Here is a 17,814-nt window from a genome sequence, read left to right as displayed (position 1 = left end):
CTATACGATGGCTCTAGATGTTTTTTGGACTATTTTTTTGGTTTTGGCTAATGGTTTTTTTGTCGCTGCCGAATTTGCGATAGTAAAAGTTCGTGCTTCGCAAATTGAGCTTTATGCAAAATCGGGAGACAAAGTCGCAAAAATAGCAAAGAATATAACAGAGCATCTTGATGGGTATTTGGCTGCAACACAGCTAGGAATTACACTAGCTTCTCTTGCCTTAGGTTGGGTAGGAGAAGCGGTAATGACCCAAATTGTTCATCAATTTTTTGGTTTATTCAACCTAGAATTAACTGGTACTATAGCAACAAATCTTGGCCACGTACTAGCGTTCAGCATCATCACCTTCTTGCATATCGTTTTTGGCGAACTCGCGCCAAAATCTATCGCAATTCAACGGCCGGTTGCAACCACGATGCGTCTTGCAACAGCACTTCAATTTTTTTACTACATCTTTAAACCGATTATCTGGCTGTTAAACGGCTTCGCTAATTTACTATTGAAGCTACTCGGTTTTGATGTAGCTGGCGGTGAATCAAATCATTCTTCCGAGGAGTTACAGTATTTGCTGGAAAAAGGGAAAGAGAGTGGTGCGCTTAATAATGCGGAGCATGAGTTGATCAAAAATGTCTTCGATTTTAACGAACGTATTGTTAAAAACATCATGGTTCCGCGTACACGAATCGTATCGATTGATATGACTGACTCGGCGGCTAAATTTATTAATACAGTTACCGAGGAAGGGTATTCACGTATTCCCATTTATGACGACAATATCGATCAAATTGTCGGAATCGTACATACCAAAGATATTCTTCCCATTATGGTTAAGGGTAGAGAGGTCGTGTTAAAGGAAATAATGCGGAAACCATATTTTATACCGGAGTCAAAGAAAATAAATGATTTGATGACTGAATTCCAACAAAAGCGCATTCAAATTGCAATTGTGTTGGATGAGTTTGGGGGTACGGCAGGGATGGTGACTTTGGAAGATATTGTGGAAGAGCTTGTCGGAGAGATTCAAGATGAGTATGATGAAGAAACGCCCGTGGTTGAACGTATATCGGAAGTGGAGTATATGGTGGATGCAGGTGCCAGTGTTCATGATGTTAACGGTTATTTGCCGTTAGAGCTTCCTGAAAGCTCAGATTACGACACCGTAGCGGGACTGGTTAGCCATTATTACGAAAAGATTCCTGATGTTGGTGAAGTTCGCAAGATGGGAGGATATGTTTTTACCATTATCAAAAAGACTCAGCAAAATATTGAGTTTGTGAAATTGGAACTGGTAGAGACCGCATTTGATGAACAAGACGAAGACTAGCTTATGCACCTATTTTTTACACCTACAGTTGAAGCCCATCACAGTCAGTTTATACTTAATGAAGAAGAGAGTAAGCATGCTATTCGTGTATTGCGCTTAACGACCGGAGACACCCTCTGTCTTGTGGATGGTAGGGGGGGCTGGTATACAGCAGAAATTTTAGACCCCCATCCCAAGAGGACGACCTTGCATATTTCAAGTGTGCAGCAAAATTATCAGAAGTCTCCGTATTTTTTACATATCGCAGTGGCCCCCACCAAGAGTATAGATCGTCTGGAGTGGTTTATAGAAAAAGCCTGTGAAATTGGGATTCAGGAAATTACACCGATAATTTGTGAGCACTCCGAGCGTAAAGAGGTCAAAGTTGATCGGATGATCAAAGTAGCTGTGGCTGCTATGAAACAGTCTTTAAAAGCTTACATACCGCAGATCAATCCGCCAGTTTCTTTTAGTCAGTTTTTAAAAATTGAACGGCCGTTGGATATTACCCCTTACATCGCACATTGTATAGAGGAAGAAAAGTTCTATTTGAACGATAGCGCAAAACCAGGGGGTAAATATTTGATCATGATTGGTCCTGAAGGAGACTTTTCCAAACGCGAAATACAGCAATGTGTTGAGGCGGGGTACACGCCAATAACTTTGGGGAATAGCCGTCTTCGTACCGAGACAGCGGCCATAACCAGCTGTCTGGAGATTTCGTTGATAAATCGTTAAAATCCGCTTTTATTCGACTATTTTAGCAACACGGCGTCAACTATCTGGATTTCGGCGTTGCCCTTCAATGGTTCGGGGTTGAATACCATTTTACCTTTGACTTTGATTGGCTCCTCGGTAAACTTTATAGCATCATTTTTCATAAAGATCTCCACCATCGGAGGGATACCGTTGGATCCACAGAACATACACTGCATAACAGGTAGTACCGATAACATAAACGTCGTGTGTGTGCGTCCACTGTTCAACGGAACTAAATACCCCGGCAACTCTACTACTTTGTTTTCTAAAGCTTTTAGAACAGCGGGATAGCTTGGCGTATATACTTTTTTATTCCCCTCGTTTGTTACTTTATACATCATCTTATCGATAGCATCCCATGTGCTGTTCATCATTGGGGTGTGATCAGGAACATTCATTTCTGGGAACTGCGTTACCTGAGCTTGGAGGTAACCCAATGAAATGAAGCTTATAAATAAAAGAGCTATATATTTTTTCATCTTGTAATTGTGCATTTTTTTTAATAAAGTGTTATTTATCGCCCAGTATTGTCGAAATAGACGTTTTGTAGGCTTTAATCGCCGGGATTAAGGCTGCTAGCATTCCGATTAGACAAGCTACCAAAATTAACAATAATTCCGCATTATTAATCATGAGAACGTCAACGATATCGATACTCTCACTTGTTTGCTGGTTAATGAAAAACAATGCGATATGCCCTAAAACCAACCCTAAAATACTACCAATTAAAGTAATAACTAACCCTTCGACTAATACAAGGGAGAATAGTTTAGTTTTGGAAGCGCCGATTGATCGCATGACCGCTAAATCATATTTACGTTCTTTAAGCGCGTTGTATAAGCTAATAAATACGCTTAGTCCAGCAATGACCATAATCACGTAGGCTAATATTGCTAGGGAATCAAGACCTACACCTAAAAGCGAGAAAAGCCTGCTACTTTCGATCGCCGGAGAGGCGGCTTGCATTTCTGTTGATTGATTAACCAATCGGGGTATGATTCCTATTGCAGCGGGCGAGGCATATTTTATCAGCAAAGCCGTTACTTCTTCCCCGCGATCTTCTATCATGTCGGCGCCAATGCTTTTTACCATTAGCGAAGGCTTTTCGCTTACAAATACTTCTTGTTCTTGCGTACGGGGCGCTATTTCATTTTCGTCTTTCTGCTCTTCATGAGCATGGTCATGCTCATTTTCATGTGCGTGTTCATTTTCATGTGCGTGTTCAGTTTCGTGATCATGTGCGTGGTTGTGATCAAGATCCTCCTTATTTTTATGCGCGATTCCGTGCACATCCCAAACACTTTCTAAATCACAAAGGATAAGATTGTCAACAATTGATTCCGATGCTTCTAGTATACCGACGATGTGGAAAGGATGTTCGTCATGGACATGACCTTCTGCGGATAATCCGTGCGCCGTATGAAATGTATCACCGATCTTCAATCCTTGTTTGCGCGCAACAGCACTACCAATCACGGCTTCAAACGGTTTGGCCCATACCCCTCCCTTCTCAAAGGTGAGCTCGTAGAGGTCTAAATAGCTAGGCTCCGTACCAATCAGTCGGTGACCTTTATAGTTGTCGCCTAAGGAGATTGGAACGGCAAGTTCAACAAAGGGGTTTTCGCCGAGCATACGCGCATCGCTTAAAGCAATGTTTCCCGTAGGGTTGTCGATATGGTAGAGTGAGCTTAGAATTAGTTGTAGCGGACTTCCTTTAGCACCGACAACCAAATCAATATTCTTACTGTTATTTGAAAGTTGTTTTTCAAAGCTATCTCCAGTGATATAAATTACACAAAGGATCGCTACTCCTAAAGCAGTAAGAAGTATGCTTAAGAACGTAGAGCCTATTTGTTGACTGATATTTTTCCAAACGAGTTGTATCGTGTTCATAGTTAATTACAGTTGATAGGTGTTTTCGAAATGATCCTTGATACGTTTATCGTGAGTTGCGATGAGCAGTGTAGAACCGTAATTATTTGCTAAATCGAAGAGCAATTGCATGACTAGTTCTGTGTTTTTATCGTCGAGTGCTGCTGTCGGCTCATCAGCGAGCAATAGACTGGGACGATTAATAATGGCGCGTGCGATTGCAACACGTTGTTTTTGGCCGCGGCTGAGTTGATTAGGTAAAGATCCCGCTTTGTCACTTATCTGCAACTCTGCTAACAGGTTATAAATGGATATTTCATCAACCGAATTATTAGATAAACTTTGCGCCAGTTTAATATTCTCTTGAACTGTTAAGTTACGTAGTAAATGTGCTTCTTGAAAAATGAAACCCATGTTATTAGCGCGGTAGGCATCGAGCTTGCCACCACGCAATGCACTTAAATTTTGCTCCATCAACTTAACCGTTCCGGAAGTAGGAATTAACAGTCCACTAAGTAAATGTAATAATGTCGTTTTTCCGCTGCCAGATTCTCCAAGAAGTAGAGCATGTTGCCCTTGGATCATCCTGATATCTGGAAACTTGAGTAGAAGGCCCCGTGGGTAGTGGTAACTTAGTTCTGAAGACGAGAGTATGTTATCTGTCATGGTGTGTTTTTTTCTCTTGCAAAGTACCAACAATAATACAAAAGACCGAATATTCAATGCGAACGATTGGTCGATTAACGAAAAAAATACAATTTGATGTTTAGTTTTATTTTAGAAAGGTAATCCATATATGTGTTGTTTGTTGTTTATTATCAATGAGTTAATCGAGCGCTTAACATTTAGATAACAATAATGTGTTTTTATGATAATGTAATTTTAACATTCAAGTAATATCATACACGAATCTTTGTAGCTGTAAAAACTAAGATTTAATACACATGAAAAAGATTCTATTTTCCGTATTTACTATCGCCGCGTTAGGCTTTGTAACAAGTTGTTCTGATGATGACGATCCAATAGTAGGACCAGATGTACCTCAGGGGGAGGATATTGTTAAAACTGGTATCATTGAAGAAAACGAGACATGGACTGCAAACAACATTTACATCCTTGACGGCCGTGTTGTTGTAGACGAAGGTGTTACTCTAACTATTGAGCCAGGAACTATTATCAAAGCAGAAGATGGACAAGCTTCCAATGCGTCAGCTTTGATTGTTGATCGTGGTGCTAAATTAATGGCCAACGGTACTGCCGAGAAGCCTATTATCTTTACTTCTGTTAATGACGAAATTCAAGTAGGGGAAACAGAAAGCGTAGGTTTAGAGGTTGCTGACGCTGGTCAATGGGGAGGTGTAATCGTTCTAGGAAATGCGCCTATTTCTGTTGCCGCAGCGGGCGGTGTTGGTTATATTGAGGGTCTTCCTGCAGGCTTATCATATGGTGAATATGGTGGTACAAATGAAACTGATAATTCTGGTTCATTTAAATACCTTTCAATTCGTTTTAGCGGTGTGGTTCTTGAGCAAGATGCTGAGATTCAAGGCTTGACGTTAGGTGGTGTAGGAAGCGGTACAACTGTTGAAGATATTGAGATATTCTCAAACAAAGACGACGGTATTGAGTTCTTTGGTGGTACTGTAAATGTTAAAAATGTTTTGATCTACGGTCAAGAAGATGATGGTCTTGATGTTGATCAAGCGTACAAAGGTACAATTGATAATGCGATTGTCATCCAGATCGAAAGTAACGTAGGAAGCGCATTGGAAATCGACGGACCTGAAGGTAATTTGGCAGGCGCTTTCACTATGAAAAACATTACGATCAATATGAACAATCAAGGTAAATTTATTGGTGATTTCCGTGATGGAGCAACTGGTAACCTTGAAAATGTATATATCTACAACGTAAACGCGACGGGATCAAGTGTAAACTTAAACGACGTTAAATCGGTAGGTACGTTTAATGCGGATAACATTAAATTCTCTAATATCGAGGTAATATTGCCAGAGGGTAAGTCGGTTGCTGATTTGTTTACCCACAAAGGAGAGGTAGCACCAGTGATTGCGAAATTTACAGATAACGTTTCAGCTGTAGAAGCAGGAAGTGAAACCGTTGGTGCAGATGTTTCTGTATTCGACTGGACTCTTGCAAAAAGCAAAGATTTATTATAAGAAACATAAATGCTAATACTCTAAGCATTTAAATTACAATCCATCTTCCGCTATAGAAACTCTCTTAACGGAAGATGGATTCTGTCTAAGAACAAAAAAATACCATAACACATAACATATTAATGAACAAGCAATATTCTATACTACTACTTATATTCGTAGTGGCTCCCATGTTTCTATTCGCACAGAATAGTCGAATTACAGGGTTGATTAAAGATGAAGGGACTAATGCTCCTTTGGCTGGGGTAAGCATTGCAGTTGTTGGCGGAAGTGCGGCAACGAGTTCAGATTTTGAAGGTGACTATTCTCTTGAGGTGGCTCCCGGTAGTTATACTTTACTTTTCAGCTCTGTTGGTTATCTGGCCAAACAAATAACTGATGTTAAAGTTGAAAGTGGAAAAGCGGTAACGGTTGAAGTTGTATTAACACCAGCAGCTGATGAAATTGAGGAGGTTGTTGTCTCTGTGTCCGCAAGAAAAAATACGGAACAATCTATTTTGAATATGCAGAAAAGTTCCGGAGTGGTAATGGATGGACTATCATCGCAAGCCATTAAACGTTCCGGTGCTAGTACCATCGCTTCGGCAGTAAGTGTCGTTCCTGGGGTGTCGGTACAGGAAGGGAAATATTTGTACGTTCGAGGCTTAGGTGATCGGTATACCAAATCAATTTTAAACGGTGTGGATATTCCAGGGCTAGACCCAGATAAGAATACGGTTCAAATGGATATATTCCCTACCGGAGTACTGGAAAATATCGTCGTAATTAAAACAGCGTCGGCTGATTTACCTGCAGATTTTACTGGAGGTGTGGTTGATATTGTTACCAAAGATATTCCGTCACAAAAGCAAATCGGACTGTCTCTTTCATTAGGGTACAATCCTGATATGCATTTTAAAGATAACTATGTAGGTTACGATGGAAGTGGAACCGATTTTCTTGGATTTGATAACGGAAATCGTAAACTTCCAATTACTTCAAGTTACGATATCCCAACACCAACCAATAGTGCTAATAGAGAGACGTTAGAATCCATAACGCGCTCATTTAATCCACTGATGGGCGCATCTCGTAAATCGAGTTTACCTGATCTTTCGCTAGGGTTTGATTTTAGCAATCAGTACAACGTTTGGGGAAATAAATTGGGGGTAATCGGTTTAGTGAACTACAAGAAAACAACCACTTTCTATGAAGGCTATAAAAATGGTATCTACCAAAAGCCAAATCAAAGCGACCCAAGTTCGGAGTTACGCCCCGACCGTACCTCTACTGGTGATCTAGGTATCGAAAATGTGTTGCTTTCCGGAATGCTCGGATTAAACTACAAAACAGACCGCTCTAAGTATACTCTAAACCTGTTACATATACAAAATGGAGAGTCAAGAGCGGCAATTTTTGATCAAACGACTGTAATTTCTAATTCTAACGAAACTTACCGTCATATGATGGATTACAGCCAACGTTCGATTTCAAATATATTGTTAAGCGGAAAGCATAGTAATGAGAGTGCTGATTTTATTACTGAGTGGAAAATTTCGCCGTCGTTGGCACGCGTCAGAGATAAAGATGTACGTCAGACAACATTTTTGCGTGATGGCTCTGACAACTATGTTATCAGTACTGATGCTGGTCTGCCTATGCGTATATGGAGAGATCTTGATGAAGTAAACGTAGTTTCGAAAGTCGATTTTACCAAAAAAATGCAATGGTTTGAGAGAGACGCATCGTTCAAATTTGGCGGGTTGTATAGTTATAAACAACGTGATTATGCAATCAACAACTATACAGTCAATTATCGAGCTAACGATCTTTCAAAGCCAAACGGTGATCCGAATGCGATCTTGAACGAGGAAAATATATATGATGCCGGATCCAACTCAGGATTCTACATGCAAGGCCAATTTGAAGCAGCCAATACTTTTGATGCCGCTCAGCATCTAGGTGCAGCATATGCCTCAGCAGAATTTAAACCGTTCGACAATTTTAGAACGGTCATTGGTGTTCGAGGGGAGCAGTATACTTCATTTTTTACTGGACAGAATATAGACAGGTTGACTTATGATAATCAAAAAACGATTAATAAATTTGATTTATTTCCGTCGTTAAACTTGATCTATACGCCAAAAGAAAATCATAATATACGTGGATCATATTCACGTACCACTGCTAGACCTTCTTTTAAGGAATTGTCAGTGGTTCAGATCTATGATCCTTTGACGGACACTAGATTCCTAGGTAATATAAATCTTAAACCTACTTATATCAACAATGCGGATCTTCGTTACGAAATTTTTGCTGAGCAGGCGCAAATGATAGCCGTCAGTGGATTTTATAAAAATTTCCAAGATCCAATTGAATTACAAGCATACTCTGATGAAGCTCCCGATAATATCACTCCGAGAAATGCTCCTTCTGCGAACGTTTATGGTCTCGAACTTGAAGCGCGTAAAAACTTTGGGTTTATCGCTGAAGGATTGCGAAACCTAAGCCTTAATGCGAATGTTACGGTAGTGAAGTCTGAAATTGAAATGGGTGAAAATGAATATAATTCTAGGTTATCCTTTGCCCGCGAAGGGGAGGAGGTCTCACGAAAAAGGGAGCTTCAAGGACAATCTCCATATCTTATAAACGCTGGATTTAACTACAATAATCCGGAAAATGGATTAGAAGCAGGTGCGTTCTATAACGTTCAAGGCAAGACTTTAGAAATTATCGGGTTCTCTAAGAATTCTGACGTATATGCGAAGCCATTTAATAGTTTAAATTTAAACCTTTCGAAAAAAATTGGTGCGAACCTACGAGGTGGAACTATCAGTTTGAAAGTGGATAATTTGCTAGATAGTAAACGATTGAGTGTTTATGAAGCGTTTGGTGCAGCAGATCAGATTTATCAACAACGTAACCCGCGCCGTACATTTAGCATTGGCTACAGTTATAATTTCTAATATTTAAGAGTAACTAAAAATATAAAATCCCCAAGTTTGGGGATTTTTTTATACCTTAAATATTTCGGCTAATGCGGCGTATAATGATATACGATCTCAAAATCTTCGGCTTGATGTTTCTTTGCGAGTTGGCCGATACCAAGGTTTTCATTTTGAGGAGTTGCTTCACATATCGAGTAATAATTGCCTTGATAAAGTATGCTTTTGCCTACTGGCTTTTTGAATTGGACCGCAATAGTTACATGGGTTGGATAGCGTAAAGCAATCATTGGAAGATTGTATATTTCTTTAACTAAGTAAAAGAATAAAGCAGCCCTATCGTCACAATCACTAGCTTGGTTTAGTAGTGTTTGTTCTGGGGGCATCCGTTTTTCTTGGCCATATAATGCACGGTCATCTTCGTAGAGGAAGGCATAACGTGTAAAACGCATAATGTAGTCTATACCTTTCTCAGTGGAAAGCTTTTTCGTGTATTTAGCCAATACAGGAATCAACGATTCATACGTTTGCTTACTCAAGGGGATATTAAAGTAAGTTTCGAAATCGACTATCGGGTAATTTTTGAAAATATCATTCACTTCTTCGTTTACCTTGACATTAAAGTGATACCCTTTACCGTTATACTTAAACTCAATTTCTTTTTCAATATATTTTTGTGGGGCGAAATCCGGTAGTCGTGTAACTTTGTAACTAAAACCATTAGTTGCGCCGGGAACCTCAATGTCTACAAGTGTATATTGTTTTTTTCTATCGAAAAGTTCGCCGTAGTCGTGGTAGTTTAAACAAATATAGGTGCCTTTATTAAGCTCGAAGTAGGGGAGATCAGATATGTCATCGTCGCTTTTGACGTAAAATATAAGTTGATCGTCTTTATAAGCTAACCGGGCGTCAAAACCTGATTTGGTCATTAAAAACCATTTATATAATGTGTACCGGGCGTAATTATCAAACTTAGCACTCATTTGCTGGGCAGTCTGTCTAACTAGTTGGTAATAAAGCCAATCATTCATTTGGTGCGTAGCTCGATAATCTAGTAAAGATTGGATAACCGATCGATAGTTTCCATTGTCCATTTGCGTGTAGAATCGGCGAATCGAAGTTGAAGAAAGGCTGTCTGAAAACGGAATGTCTATGCTACTATCTTGATCAAATTGGAATGCGCCGTTGTAGAAATCAATATTCGTCTGTTGCCCGTATGTATGCCCAGGGGTCAACATGACGCTTGATGAAGCGATGATGAAGTAAGAAAGAAATGCGCATAGCGATCTCATTTGTTAACATTTTAATAATCTGTATTTAATATAAATATAACATAAAATTATTGTTTTATACTATTAATTTTTGCACCCGATTTTTCTATCAAATTGATGTTAAGTCTAGCTAGGGTTGAAAGGACATGATATTATTGCGCAAATATGAGTCGAGGGGAGGATGCTGGAAGCAGAATGAAAATGAATTTTACATTATTATTTATGCTGACATCACCATTGAAATAAAAAACTATTTTTATCTCGAGAGAGATACCTTGTTAGTTTAGCGTAATTTGTGGATTGTTCGTCTCTCTTAAAAGTGAGGATAGTGCTTCATCTAAGGATTTAGAGGTACCAATAACAAACATCTTGACAATGGGAACAGCTGTAAGTATATCAATGTTTGACGGGATAATTATCAAATCAGAGATTTTAGCGAGCCTAACCGTAGCAATGACAATGATTCCGGAATCATTGTCATTTGCCATTTTAGCGGGATTGTCACCACTGACAGGTCTTTATGCTGCTTTTTTAATGGCATAGTCACATCGATACTCGGAGGTAGACCGGGGCCGGTGCGACTGTCGTGGTACTTATTGCGCTAGCCGCGGGGCACGGCGTTCAATATCTTTTTGCGGCTGTTGTACTTGCAGGTATCCTTCAATTGTTTGTTGGCTTTTTTAAGCTGGGTAAATTCGTTCGGTTGATTCCTCAGCCGGTGATGTATGGTTTTTTGAACGGGCTATCGATTATAATTTTCATGGCGCAAGTTGAGCAGTTTAAAATACCGGATAGTGCCGACGGATGGTTACAAGGTACTGCTTTATATACGATGGTGGGTCTTACGCTGCTAACCGTATTAATTGTTCTGATCTTACAAAATAACTAAGGCAATTCCAGCATCGCTGGTGGCTATTCTAGTTGTATTTGGAATTGTTGCGATCCTTGGTGTTCAAATCAAAAAAGTTGTTGATATTGCTGTCATTAGTGACTCATTTCCTTCGTTTCATGTTTCCAACATCCCCTTTACCCTGCAGACTTTGCAGATTATTTTTCCGTATGCATTAGTGATGGCTGGGGTAGGGTTGATCGAGTCTTTATTGACATTAAATATGGTCGATGAGATTACAAATTCCAAGTGGAGTTCGAATCGAGAGGCTTTGGCTCAGGGAACAGCAAATATGGTAAATGGATTTTTTGGAGGGATGGGTGGATGCGCCATGGTGGCACAATCATTAGTAAACTTAAATGCAGGAGCACGCTCGCGTTTCTCCGCGTTCATTGCGGCGGTTGCTATACTCGCGGTAATTTTAATTGGCGCGTCTTTCATTGAACAGGTTCCGATGGCTGCATTGGTGGGCGTAATGATGATGGTCGCAATAGGTACGTTTCAATGGGTTAGTATTCGAGTGATAAACAAGTTTCCTAAATCAGATATATTTGTTGGGATGCTTGTGGTCGTTATCACCGTTGTTTTACACAATTTGGCCTTAGCTGTCTTGGTGGGGGGCGTTATATCAGCACCTGTCTTTGCTTGGGATAACGCGAAGCGGATTCGTGCGCGTAAGTATACCGATGATGATGGTGTGAAGTATTACGAAATATACGGCCCACTATTCTTTGGTTCAGGAGCAGTTTTGATGGAAAATTTGACATTAGCGAAGATCCGACGGAAGTTGTAATAGATTTTAAAGATAGTCGTATTGTCGACCATAGATGCATTGCATAAGTTGACAGAGAAATACGCCACTTTAGGCAAAAAAGTCGAACTGATGCATCTAAGTGAAGACTGTCGTTTGTTGCTTCATAATGCGAAAGGCGCTATCGTTGTCAATATCGTCGAAGATCCCACCTATCGTGTGATGCCTAGAGGATAGAATGTTGGTGGGTTGAAAAGCAACTTTGATTTTCTAATTATCATACTATTTTTATTTTTTTATTTTTTAAAGTGTTATCTTCGTGCAATGGATAATTTTATTGTTTCGGCTCGAAAATATCGCCCAGTAACCTTCGATTCTGTCGTTGGTCAACAGCATATCACAAGTACACTCAAGAACGCGATCCACAATAATCAACTGGCGCAAGCTTTTTTATTTTGTGGTCCGCGAGGTGTGGGTAAAACAACTTGTGCCCGGATTTTGGCCAAAACAATAAATTGCGAACGCGTTAGTGAGAACGTCGAAGCTTGTGGAGAATGTGATAGCTGTAAATCTTTTCAACATGGAAATTCTTTTAGCATTCATGAACTTGACGCGGCTTCAAACAACTCGGTCGATGATATTCGTAGTTTAATCGAGCAGGTTCGTATTCCGCCCCAAGTAGGGAAATATAAAATCTACATCATCGATGAGGTTCACATGCTCTCACAGGCTGCATTTAATGCATTTTTAAAGACGTTGGAAGAACCGCCTTCCTATGCGATATTTATACTTGCCACCACCGAGAAGCATAAGATTTTGCCGACAATACTTTCGAGGTGTCAAATTTTTGACTTTAACCGCATCAAGGTGGATGATATGGCAAACCACCTAGCCGGAATTGCAGCTAAAGAGAACATATCTTTTGAACCAGATGGTTTGCATATTATCGCTCAAAAGGCAGATGGAGGGCTTCGGGATGCGTTATCCATGTTCGATCAGATCGTAAGTTTTTCGAATAAGAATATCACTTATCAGTCTGTCATTGATAACTTGAACATACTTGATTACGATTATTATTTTCAATTGTTAGATCATGTGTCGACAGAAAATGCTGCTCAGGCTTTACTCGTTGTCGATAATGTAATTAACAATGGGTTTGATTGCGGCCATTTTATTAGCGGTCTAGCATCCCATATTCGTAATCTTTTGGTCTCCAAAGACCCCTCGACCCTTAAATTATTAGAGGTTAGTGATAATATAAAGCGTAAATATTTAGAGCAGTCGAAAGCCATCAGCGCAAGCTTGCTTTTATCCGCGTTGAACATTGCCAACCAGTGTGAGATCAATTACAAAACGAGTAAAAATCAACGATTACAAGTTGAGCTAGCGCTGTTAAAGATGTGTCATATTGCATCCGCCATTCTACTTAGTAATCAAGGAAATCCAACTACTTCAGCTTCGACTGAAGTAAAAAAAAAACTCTCTGACCAACCTGTAGTTAAATCACGGACGTCGGCCGCTCCAGTAATATCTGACACCGAGCCTAAAAATAGCAACATTTCTGTACCGATACCGGAGGTAAAGCCTGTTGGTAGTCGAGTTATTGAAGAGAAGAACGCTGTTTCGGTAGCGGAAGTTCCGCCGCAAGCAAAAAAAGGCTGGGGTAAGGTTACTTCTTCAGTTCAAGTACCAAATTTGAACCATATATTTGATGAAAAACCTGTTGAAGAGAGTGAAGAGCCTGATCTTCTGGAGGGTACGGAATTTCAAGAGGTTACCTTAGAAACATTATTGGTTAAATGGAATGAATATGCAGAATCTTTAAAGAATACACATCGTATTACTTTATATACGATTATGACTTCCAATGTCCCGCGGCTAAACGGAACGTTAATCGAGGTTGACGTAGAGAACGGCGTGCAAATGGATGAGCTAAAGCTCGGGAAAATTGATATTCTTAACTTTTTGCGCGTGCAGTTGCGTAATTTTTCGTTGAATGTGCATGGCATTCAGGTAGAAGTAACAAGAGTTCGTAAGCCTTATACTTCACAGGAAAAATACCAAGCAATGCTTGCTAAAAACCCTGAATTAGAAACGTTACGAAAAGCATTTAATTTAGGATTGAGTTAACGAATATTCTTTTCGTATCTTTGCACACTATAATTTTGAAGTCTCGTATCACACTGTGTTACAGCTTTAAAGTTTTTACTTTTTAGTTTATAAAATGCAAAATTCCCAACGTAAAGAAAGAGGAGAAAAACGTGAATCGAACCAGATGGTTTTTGGTATCCGTGCCGTTATTGAAGCGATCGATAGTGGTAAAGAAATTGAATCTTTATTTGTTCAGCGTGGACTAAGTGGTAGTTTACTTCTTGAGCTTAAATCACTCATGAAAGAGCACGGTATTGGTTTTCAGCAAGTTCCAGTTGAAAAATTGAACAGAATCACGCGTAAGAACCATCAGGGTGTTATCGCGGTTATTTCGCCTATCGTTTACGAGCGCATTGAAGATTTATTACCTCTCATTTATGAAAAGGGTGAAACTCCCCTGCTGTTGATCTTGGACGGTGTTACCGATGTTCGTAATATGGGCGCGATAGCTCGTACTGCAGAGTGTGCCGGCGTGCATGCTATTATCGTTCCGAGGAAAGGGTCAGCGGAAATTAACCCGGATGCTATAAAAACTTCGGCGGGAGCGCTATATAAGATACCTGTATGCCGTGAGGATTCACTTGGGAAGGTCGGTCGGTTTTTGATTGAATCGGGTGTACAGCTAGTTGTAGGGACAGAGAAGACACAAGACTCTATCTATGATGTAGATTATACGGTTCCAACATGTGTTATAATGGGTGCCGAAGATGTCGGGGTGTCGGATGATCTTATTCGTATTTCTGATAAGCTTGCAAAAATACCGATGTTCGGAGAAATCGGTTCGTTAAACGTATCGGTCTCTGCAGGTATTATGATCTATGAAGCTGTACGTCAGCGAAACAAATAATCTTCAAATTTCTTGAAAAAGCAAATCCATCGACAGGTTCGGCTGTGTCGATATGTATTTTATAAGGAAACACTCGTAGATCCGCGCGAGCATTTTTGGTCCTTTATAGGTGCCTTTTTTGGAATATTATGTATTGCACTTCTGCAGTCAATTAACCTACCTGCTATTGAGAATGTTTTTTTGATAGGTTCTTTTGGGGCGTCTTCGGTATTGGTATACGGGGCAATTGATAGTCCACTGGCGCAGCCTAGAAACTTAATAGGTGGACATGTCGTTTCCGCTTTTGTAGGAGTAACTATTGGGCAGTTCTTTCCAGATCTAATTTGGTTGAAAGCACCAGCTGCAGTTGCATTGTGTATCGTCGCGATGCAGGTAACCCGTACCCTACATCCTCCGGGTGGTGCGACCGCGTTGATTGCTGTGGCCGGAGGTACCAAGATCTTTGAGCTCGGTTATTGGTATGTACTAAGTCCGGTACTGACCGGAACAACGATCTTGTTTCTCGTAGCGCTAATATTCAATAACATTACCAATAAAAGGCATTATCCATCTAAATTGTCCCGGTTGAGGCGTTCACGTCGTAGTAGGATGATGAAAACGGTAGCATGATCTGGTGTTGGGGCCGCCTTCGAAGCGCTCGCGCTACTGGCTGAATTGCATGCGTTTGAGTATCTCCACCTGTACTTTCTGGTAATCACGCTCTTGAGAAAGTGATTTTATCTTTTCGTAACGGCTGGAAATGACCTTGAGAAAGTCTTCTTTTGAGAGGTTTTCCTGCGCAGTTTCCATATTTTAAAGATACGAATTTGCCTGCATTTTAGCATTTAAAAATTGTTTTTCAGGGCAGATAAAATCGTTTTTTTGTGCACTTTTCATCACCGGTATACCTTCCTCTATCAGCACTAGATCGCTCCAATAGAGTTCTCCTTTTTTCTCTTTGCAATGGGTAAAGGTGCCGCGCTCTAAACGTATATAGCACAATACAAACCCACCGTGTTCTCAACGCAAGAGATTGATGTGCGTGCGGTTTCCGTTCAGGAGTACAAATACCTCACCGCTGGTAGGTTGGTTGCCCTATGATTGTAATCACCAGTCCACAAAGCCCATCAAAGGATTTTTGCATATCGCAAAAGCGATCGTATAGATTCGCAACTGGGCGACAAAGTTTATTCCAAAGTATATCACCTTTTTGAAACTAAGTGATTAGTTTTACTCAAGGTTAATCCTTTTATCCAAAATACCCTCAGGTTCTTTATGGATGAATAATCAGTATAATACTGTTAATATCCATTAAAGTAAGTCCATACGATCTACTGTTCCGCTAGTGTAAATTACCCTCCAAATGTGGTTATTTGAGGGTTATGCGATATTTTACAAAAGCAACCCAATCATATTGTTTTGCAAAATTGGGACAATTGTCGCCGAATTTACAAGTAAAATTCAATTCTTATGTTACTTGGGTCATTGAGCCAAATCTTTTCCTTTTTACTTGATTTGTCAATATGAATGCCACTGTTTTGGATGTTATTTACAACCAAAACTTTTTCGACCTCTATCAACTCCTCTAAATTTTTAAGTCCGAATGCAATATGTTCAAGTCCGATGTTTGAAGGGTTAAATTTCGTGCCTATGTGATTTTGTTCTTCTTTCTGTGTAAAAATCAACATAGTTTGCCCCACTTGATACATTGCAGTATTTGCATTTGAGTAAAGGGATTGGCCAAATATTTTAGTGTAGAATTTTTCAGTTTTACTTAAATCCAAAATCGTAAAAACAAAGTGATGAATTGTTATGCTATTTTTTAATTTAGTAGGTATCATTATACTTTATTTAAGGGGTTAACTTGGTTATGTTCTACATTGAACTTCTTACTGTCGCCAGCAAATCGTGCGGATATCCCAATGATATGGCACTTAATTTATCTAATGTTGCAAGGTGTTTCTCGGTTAACCGTATCGTAGTTGCCTTTAAGCTCTCTTCAAAATGCGAAAGTTTACGTGCACCAACCAAAGGGAATGTATTTTTTGATAAAACCCAAGCAAAAGCAACTTGACCAGGTGTTGCATCTACTTCTTTTGAAATTAAAATCAGTTCATCAAGTATTTTCTTTGTTTTTCCATCTTCTTTATAATCAGAATTCTCTCCTATGGTAATACGTCCCGATTCTCCATTTCTATATTTACCAGTTAGCAAACCTCCTGACATTGGCGAATACATCATAATTCCCAATCCAAATTCCTGCGCCATAGGGATTAACTCACGGTCGGCTGTTCGTTGCAAAAGGTTATATTCGATCTGAAGTGCCGTTAATTTTGTCGAGCTTCCAATAGCTGCGGCTTTCCAAGCAGGGAAATTGGTTAAGCCTGTGTAGAAAATTTTCCCTTCTTTTACTAAATCTTCTAAACCTATTATAATTTCATCTAATGGTGTTACTCCATCATCAAAATGAGGCATGTAAATATCGATGTAATCCGTTTTCAATCGCTTCAGACTTGCCTCTACAGCTTGCTTCATAGATTTACGATGATTCCCATAATTACTTATTGCAGGCTTTATTTCACTACTTTTGGTATATTTTGTACAAACGATAAAATTGTTTCGCTGACCTTTTAAAAAATCGCCTACTATTTCTTCTGCTTCGCCAAATTGATACAGATCAGAAATATCGATAAAATTCCCTCCCGCTTGTTTATATGCAGAGAGTATTTGTTTTGATTCCTCAGGACTTGCTCCATATCCTTTACGCGTTCCAAAATTTGCAGCTCCCAAAATAATTTCACTGGAGTACAAACCTGTTTTTGAGCCAAATAATTTATATTTCATACGAACTTTTTATTTTTTCAAAAGTAAAGGTAATGCGCATTTAAGTC

At 39.6% G+C, this 17,814-nt stretch carries 15 protein-coding genes and 1 pseudogene; 8 read left to right on the top strand and 8 right to left on the bottom strand.

All coding sequences use genetic code 11. The annotated features are described in order from the left end of the window. Positions 1-7: 7 nt before the first annotated feature. Together FM107_RS05920 and FM107_RS05915 are read left to right on the top strand one after the other, a co-directional pair. On the top strand, positions 8-1,324 hold the full coding sequence (locus FM107_RS05920) for a hemolysin family protein (protein ID WP_086947596.1): 1,317 nt from the start codon (positions 8-10) through the stop codon (positions 1,322-1,324). Positions 1,325-1,327: 3 nt separating this feature from the next. After that, on the top strand, positions 1,328-2,041 hold the full coding sequence (locus FM107_RS05915; RefSeq protein WP_086947595.1) for a 16S rRNA (uracil(1498)-N(3))-methyltransferase: 714 nt from the start codon (positions 1,328-1,330) through the stop codon (positions 2,039-2,041). A gap of 17 nt (positions 2,042-2,058) precedes the next feature. On the opposite strand, the gene FM107_RS05910 is transcribed toward FM107_RS05915, so the two are convergent. The 3 genes from FM107_RS05910 to FM107_RS05900 are packed head-to-tail and all read right to left on the bottom strand — an operon-like array spanning position 2,059 to position 4,600. Next, positions 2,059-2,541 carry a hypothetical protein gene (locus tag FM107_RS05910; protein WP_086947594.1) on the bottom strand — a complete coding sequence of 161 codons (483 nt, stop codon included), beginning with the start codon at positions 2,539-2,541 and terminating at the stop codon, positions 2,059-2,061. 31 nt (positions 2,542-2,572) lie between these two features. Continuing rightward, positions 2,573-3,955: an FtsX-like permease family protein gene (locus FM107_RS05905; protein ID WP_086947593.1), complete on the bottom strand. Its 1,383-nt coding sequence runs from the start codon at positions 3,953-3,955 to the stop codon at positions 2,573-2,575. A gap of 6 nt (positions 3,956-3,961) precedes the next feature. Then, on the bottom strand, positions 3,962-4,600 hold the full coding sequence (locus FM107_RS05900) for an ABC transporter ATP-binding protein (RefSeq protein WP_086947592.1): 639 nt from the start codon (positions 4,598-4,600) through the stop codon (positions 3,962-3,964). 278 nt (positions 4,601-4,878) lie between these two features. Here FM107_RS05900 and FM107_RS05895 point away from each other — a divergent pair, with 278 nt between their 5' ends. Both FM107_RS05895 and FM107_RS05890 read left to right on the top strand, forming a co-directional pair. After that, a complete protein-coding gene (locus FM107_RS05895) occupies positions 4,879-6,111 on the top strand; it encodes a hypothetical protein (RefSeq protein WP_086947591.1) in 1,233 nt (410 codons plus the stop codon). 122 nt (positions 6,112-6,233) lie between these two features. Further along, positions 6,234-9,056: a TonB-dependent receptor gene (locus FM107_RS05890; protein WP_086947590.1), complete on the top strand. Its 2,823-nt coding sequence runs from the start codon at positions 6,234-6,236 to the stop codon at positions 9,054-9,056. Between the two features lie 68 nt (positions 9,057-9,124). Here FM107_RS05890 and FM107_RS05885 read toward each other — a convergent pair whose 3' ends face one another. Both FM107_RS05885 and FM107_RS19935 read right to left on the bottom strand, forming a co-directional pair. Next, positions 9,125-10,327 carry a hypothetical protein gene (locus FM107_RS05885; protein ID WP_256959374.1) on the bottom strand — a complete coding sequence of 401 codons (1,203 nt, stop codon included), beginning with the start codon at positions 10,325-10,327 and terminating at the stop codon, positions 9,125-9,127. Between the two features lie 257 nt (positions 10,328-10,584). Next, entirely contained in the window at positions 10,585-10,794 is a 210-nt protein-coding gene (locus FM107_RS19935) for a hypothetical protein (RefSeq protein WP_256959418.1), read from the bottom strand. Here FM107_RS19935 and FM107_RS05880 point away from each other — a divergent pair. From FM107_RS05880 to FM107_RS05865, 4 genes and pseudogenes are all read left to right on the top strand, one after another. Continuing rightward, positions 10,706-12,183, top strand: a pseudogene (locus FM107_RS05880) (SulP family inorganic anion transporter). The gene FM107_RS19935 and the pseudogene FM107_RS05880 overlap by 89 nt on opposite strands. Before the next feature lie 87 nt (positions 12,184-12,270). Further along, complete coding sequence (locus FM107_RS05875) at positions 12,271-14,076, top strand: DNA polymerase III subunit gamma/tau (RefSeq protein WP_086947588.1); 1,806 nt, start codon at positions 12,271-12,273, stop codon at positions 14,074-14,076. 94 nt (positions 14,077-14,170) lie between these two features. After that, positions 14,171-14,944 carry a 23S rRNA (guanosine(2251)-2'-O)-methyltransferase RlmB gene (gene rlmB, locus FM107_RS05870; protein WP_086947587.1) on the top strand — a complete coding sequence of 258 codons (774 nt, stop codon included), beginning with the start codon at positions 14,171-14,173 and terminating at the stop codon, positions 14,942-14,944. Positions 14,945-14,956: 12 nt separating this feature from the next. Further along, a complete protein-coding gene (locus FM107_RS05865; protein ID WP_086947586.1) occupies positions 14,957-15,553 on the top strand; it encodes an HPP family protein in 597 nt (198 codons plus the stop codon). Positions 15,554-15,586: 33 nt separating this feature from the next. Here the strand turns inward: FM107_RS05865 and FM107_RS19485 are convergent, their stop codons facing one another. The 3 genes from FM107_RS19485 to FM107_RS05850 form a co-directional block, all read right to left on the bottom strand. Beyond that, positions 15,587-15,733, bottom strand: coding sequence for a hypothetical protein (locus FM107_RS19485; RefSeq protein ID WP_179204413.1), 147 nt, complete (start codon positions 15,731-15,733; stop codon positions 15,587-15,589). 638 nt (positions 15,734-16,371) lie between these two features. Then, positions 16,372-16,764: a VOC family protein gene (locus tag FM107_RS05855; protein ID WP_086947584.1), complete on the bottom strand. Its 393-nt coding sequence runs from the start codon at positions 16,762-16,764 to the stop codon at positions 16,372-16,374. A gap of 34 nt (positions 16,765-16,798) precedes the next feature. Further along, on the bottom strand, positions 16,799-17,767 hold the full coding sequence (locus FM107_RS05850) for an aldo/keto reductase (RefSeq protein WP_086947583.1): 969 nt from the start codon (positions 17,765-17,767) through the stop codon (positions 16,799-16,801). Between the last annotated feature and the right edge of the window lie 47 nt (positions 17,768-17,814).

Source organism: Sphingobacterium sp. JB170 (genome assembly GCF_900163865.1).
GTDB lineage: Bacteria > Bacteroidota > Bacteroidia > Sphingobacteriales > Sphingobacteriaceae > Sphingobacterium.
The sequence above is the reverse complement of the archived record's forward strand: the minus strand, read 5'-3'. Positions and strand labels throughout refer to the sequence as shown.

Bases quoted from the DNA above. Each gene is read 5' to 3' on its own strand.
- FM107_RS05920 (WP_086947596.1), top strand. From the start codon at position 8: ATGGCTCTAGATGTTTTTTGGACTATTTTTTTGGTTTTGGCTAATGGT.
- FM107_RS05915 (WP_086947595.1), top strand. From the start codon at position 1,328: ATGCACCTATTTTTTACACCTACAGTTGAAGCCCATCACAGTCAGTTT.
- FM107_RS05910 (WP_086947594.1), bottom strand. From the start codon at position 2,541: ATGAAAAAATATATAGCTCTTTTATTTATAAGCTTCATTTCATTGGGT.
- FM107_RS05905 (WP_086947593.1), bottom strand. From the start codon at position 3,955: ATGAACACGATACAACTCGTTTGGAAAAATATCAGTCAACAAATAGGC.
- FM107_RS05900 (WP_086947592.1), bottom strand. From the start codon at position 4,600: ATGACAGATAACATACTCTCGTCTTCAGAACTAAGTTACCACTACCCA.
- FM107_RS05895 (WP_086947591.1), top strand. From the start codon at position 4,879: ATGAAAAAGATTCTATTTTCCGTATTTACTATCGCCGCGTTAGGCTTT.
- FM107_RS05890 (WP_086947590.1), top strand. From the start codon at position 6,234: ATGAACAAGCAATATTCTATACTACTACTTATATTCGTAGTGGCTCCC.
- FM107_RS05885 (WP_256959374.1), bottom strand. From the start codon at position 10,327: ATGAGATCGCTATGCGCATTTCTTTCTTACTTCATCATCGCTTCATCA.
- FM107_RS19935 (WP_256959418.1), bottom strand. From the start codon at position 10,794: ATGGCAAATGACAATGATTCCGGAATCATTGTCATTGCTACGGTTAGG.
- FM107_RS05875 (WP_086947588.1), top strand. From the start codon at position 12,271: ATGGATAATTTTATTGTTTCGGCTCGAAAATATCGCCCAGTAACCTTC.
- rlmB (WP_086947587.1), top strand. From the start codon at position 14,171: ATGCAAAATTCCCAACGTAAAGAAAGAGGAGAAAAACGTGAATCGAAC.
- FM107_RS19485 (WP_179204413.1), bottom strand. From the start codon at position 15,733: ATGGAAACTGCGCAGGAAAACCTCTCAAAAGAAGACTTTCTCAAGGTC.
- FM107_RS05855 (WP_086947584.1), bottom strand. From the start codon at position 16,764: ATGATACCTACTAAATTAAAAAATAGCATAACAATTCATCACTTTGTT.
- FM107_RS05850 (WP_086947583.1), bottom strand. From the start codon at position 17,767: ATGAAATATAAATTATTTGGCTCAAAAACAGGTTTGTACTCCAGTGAA.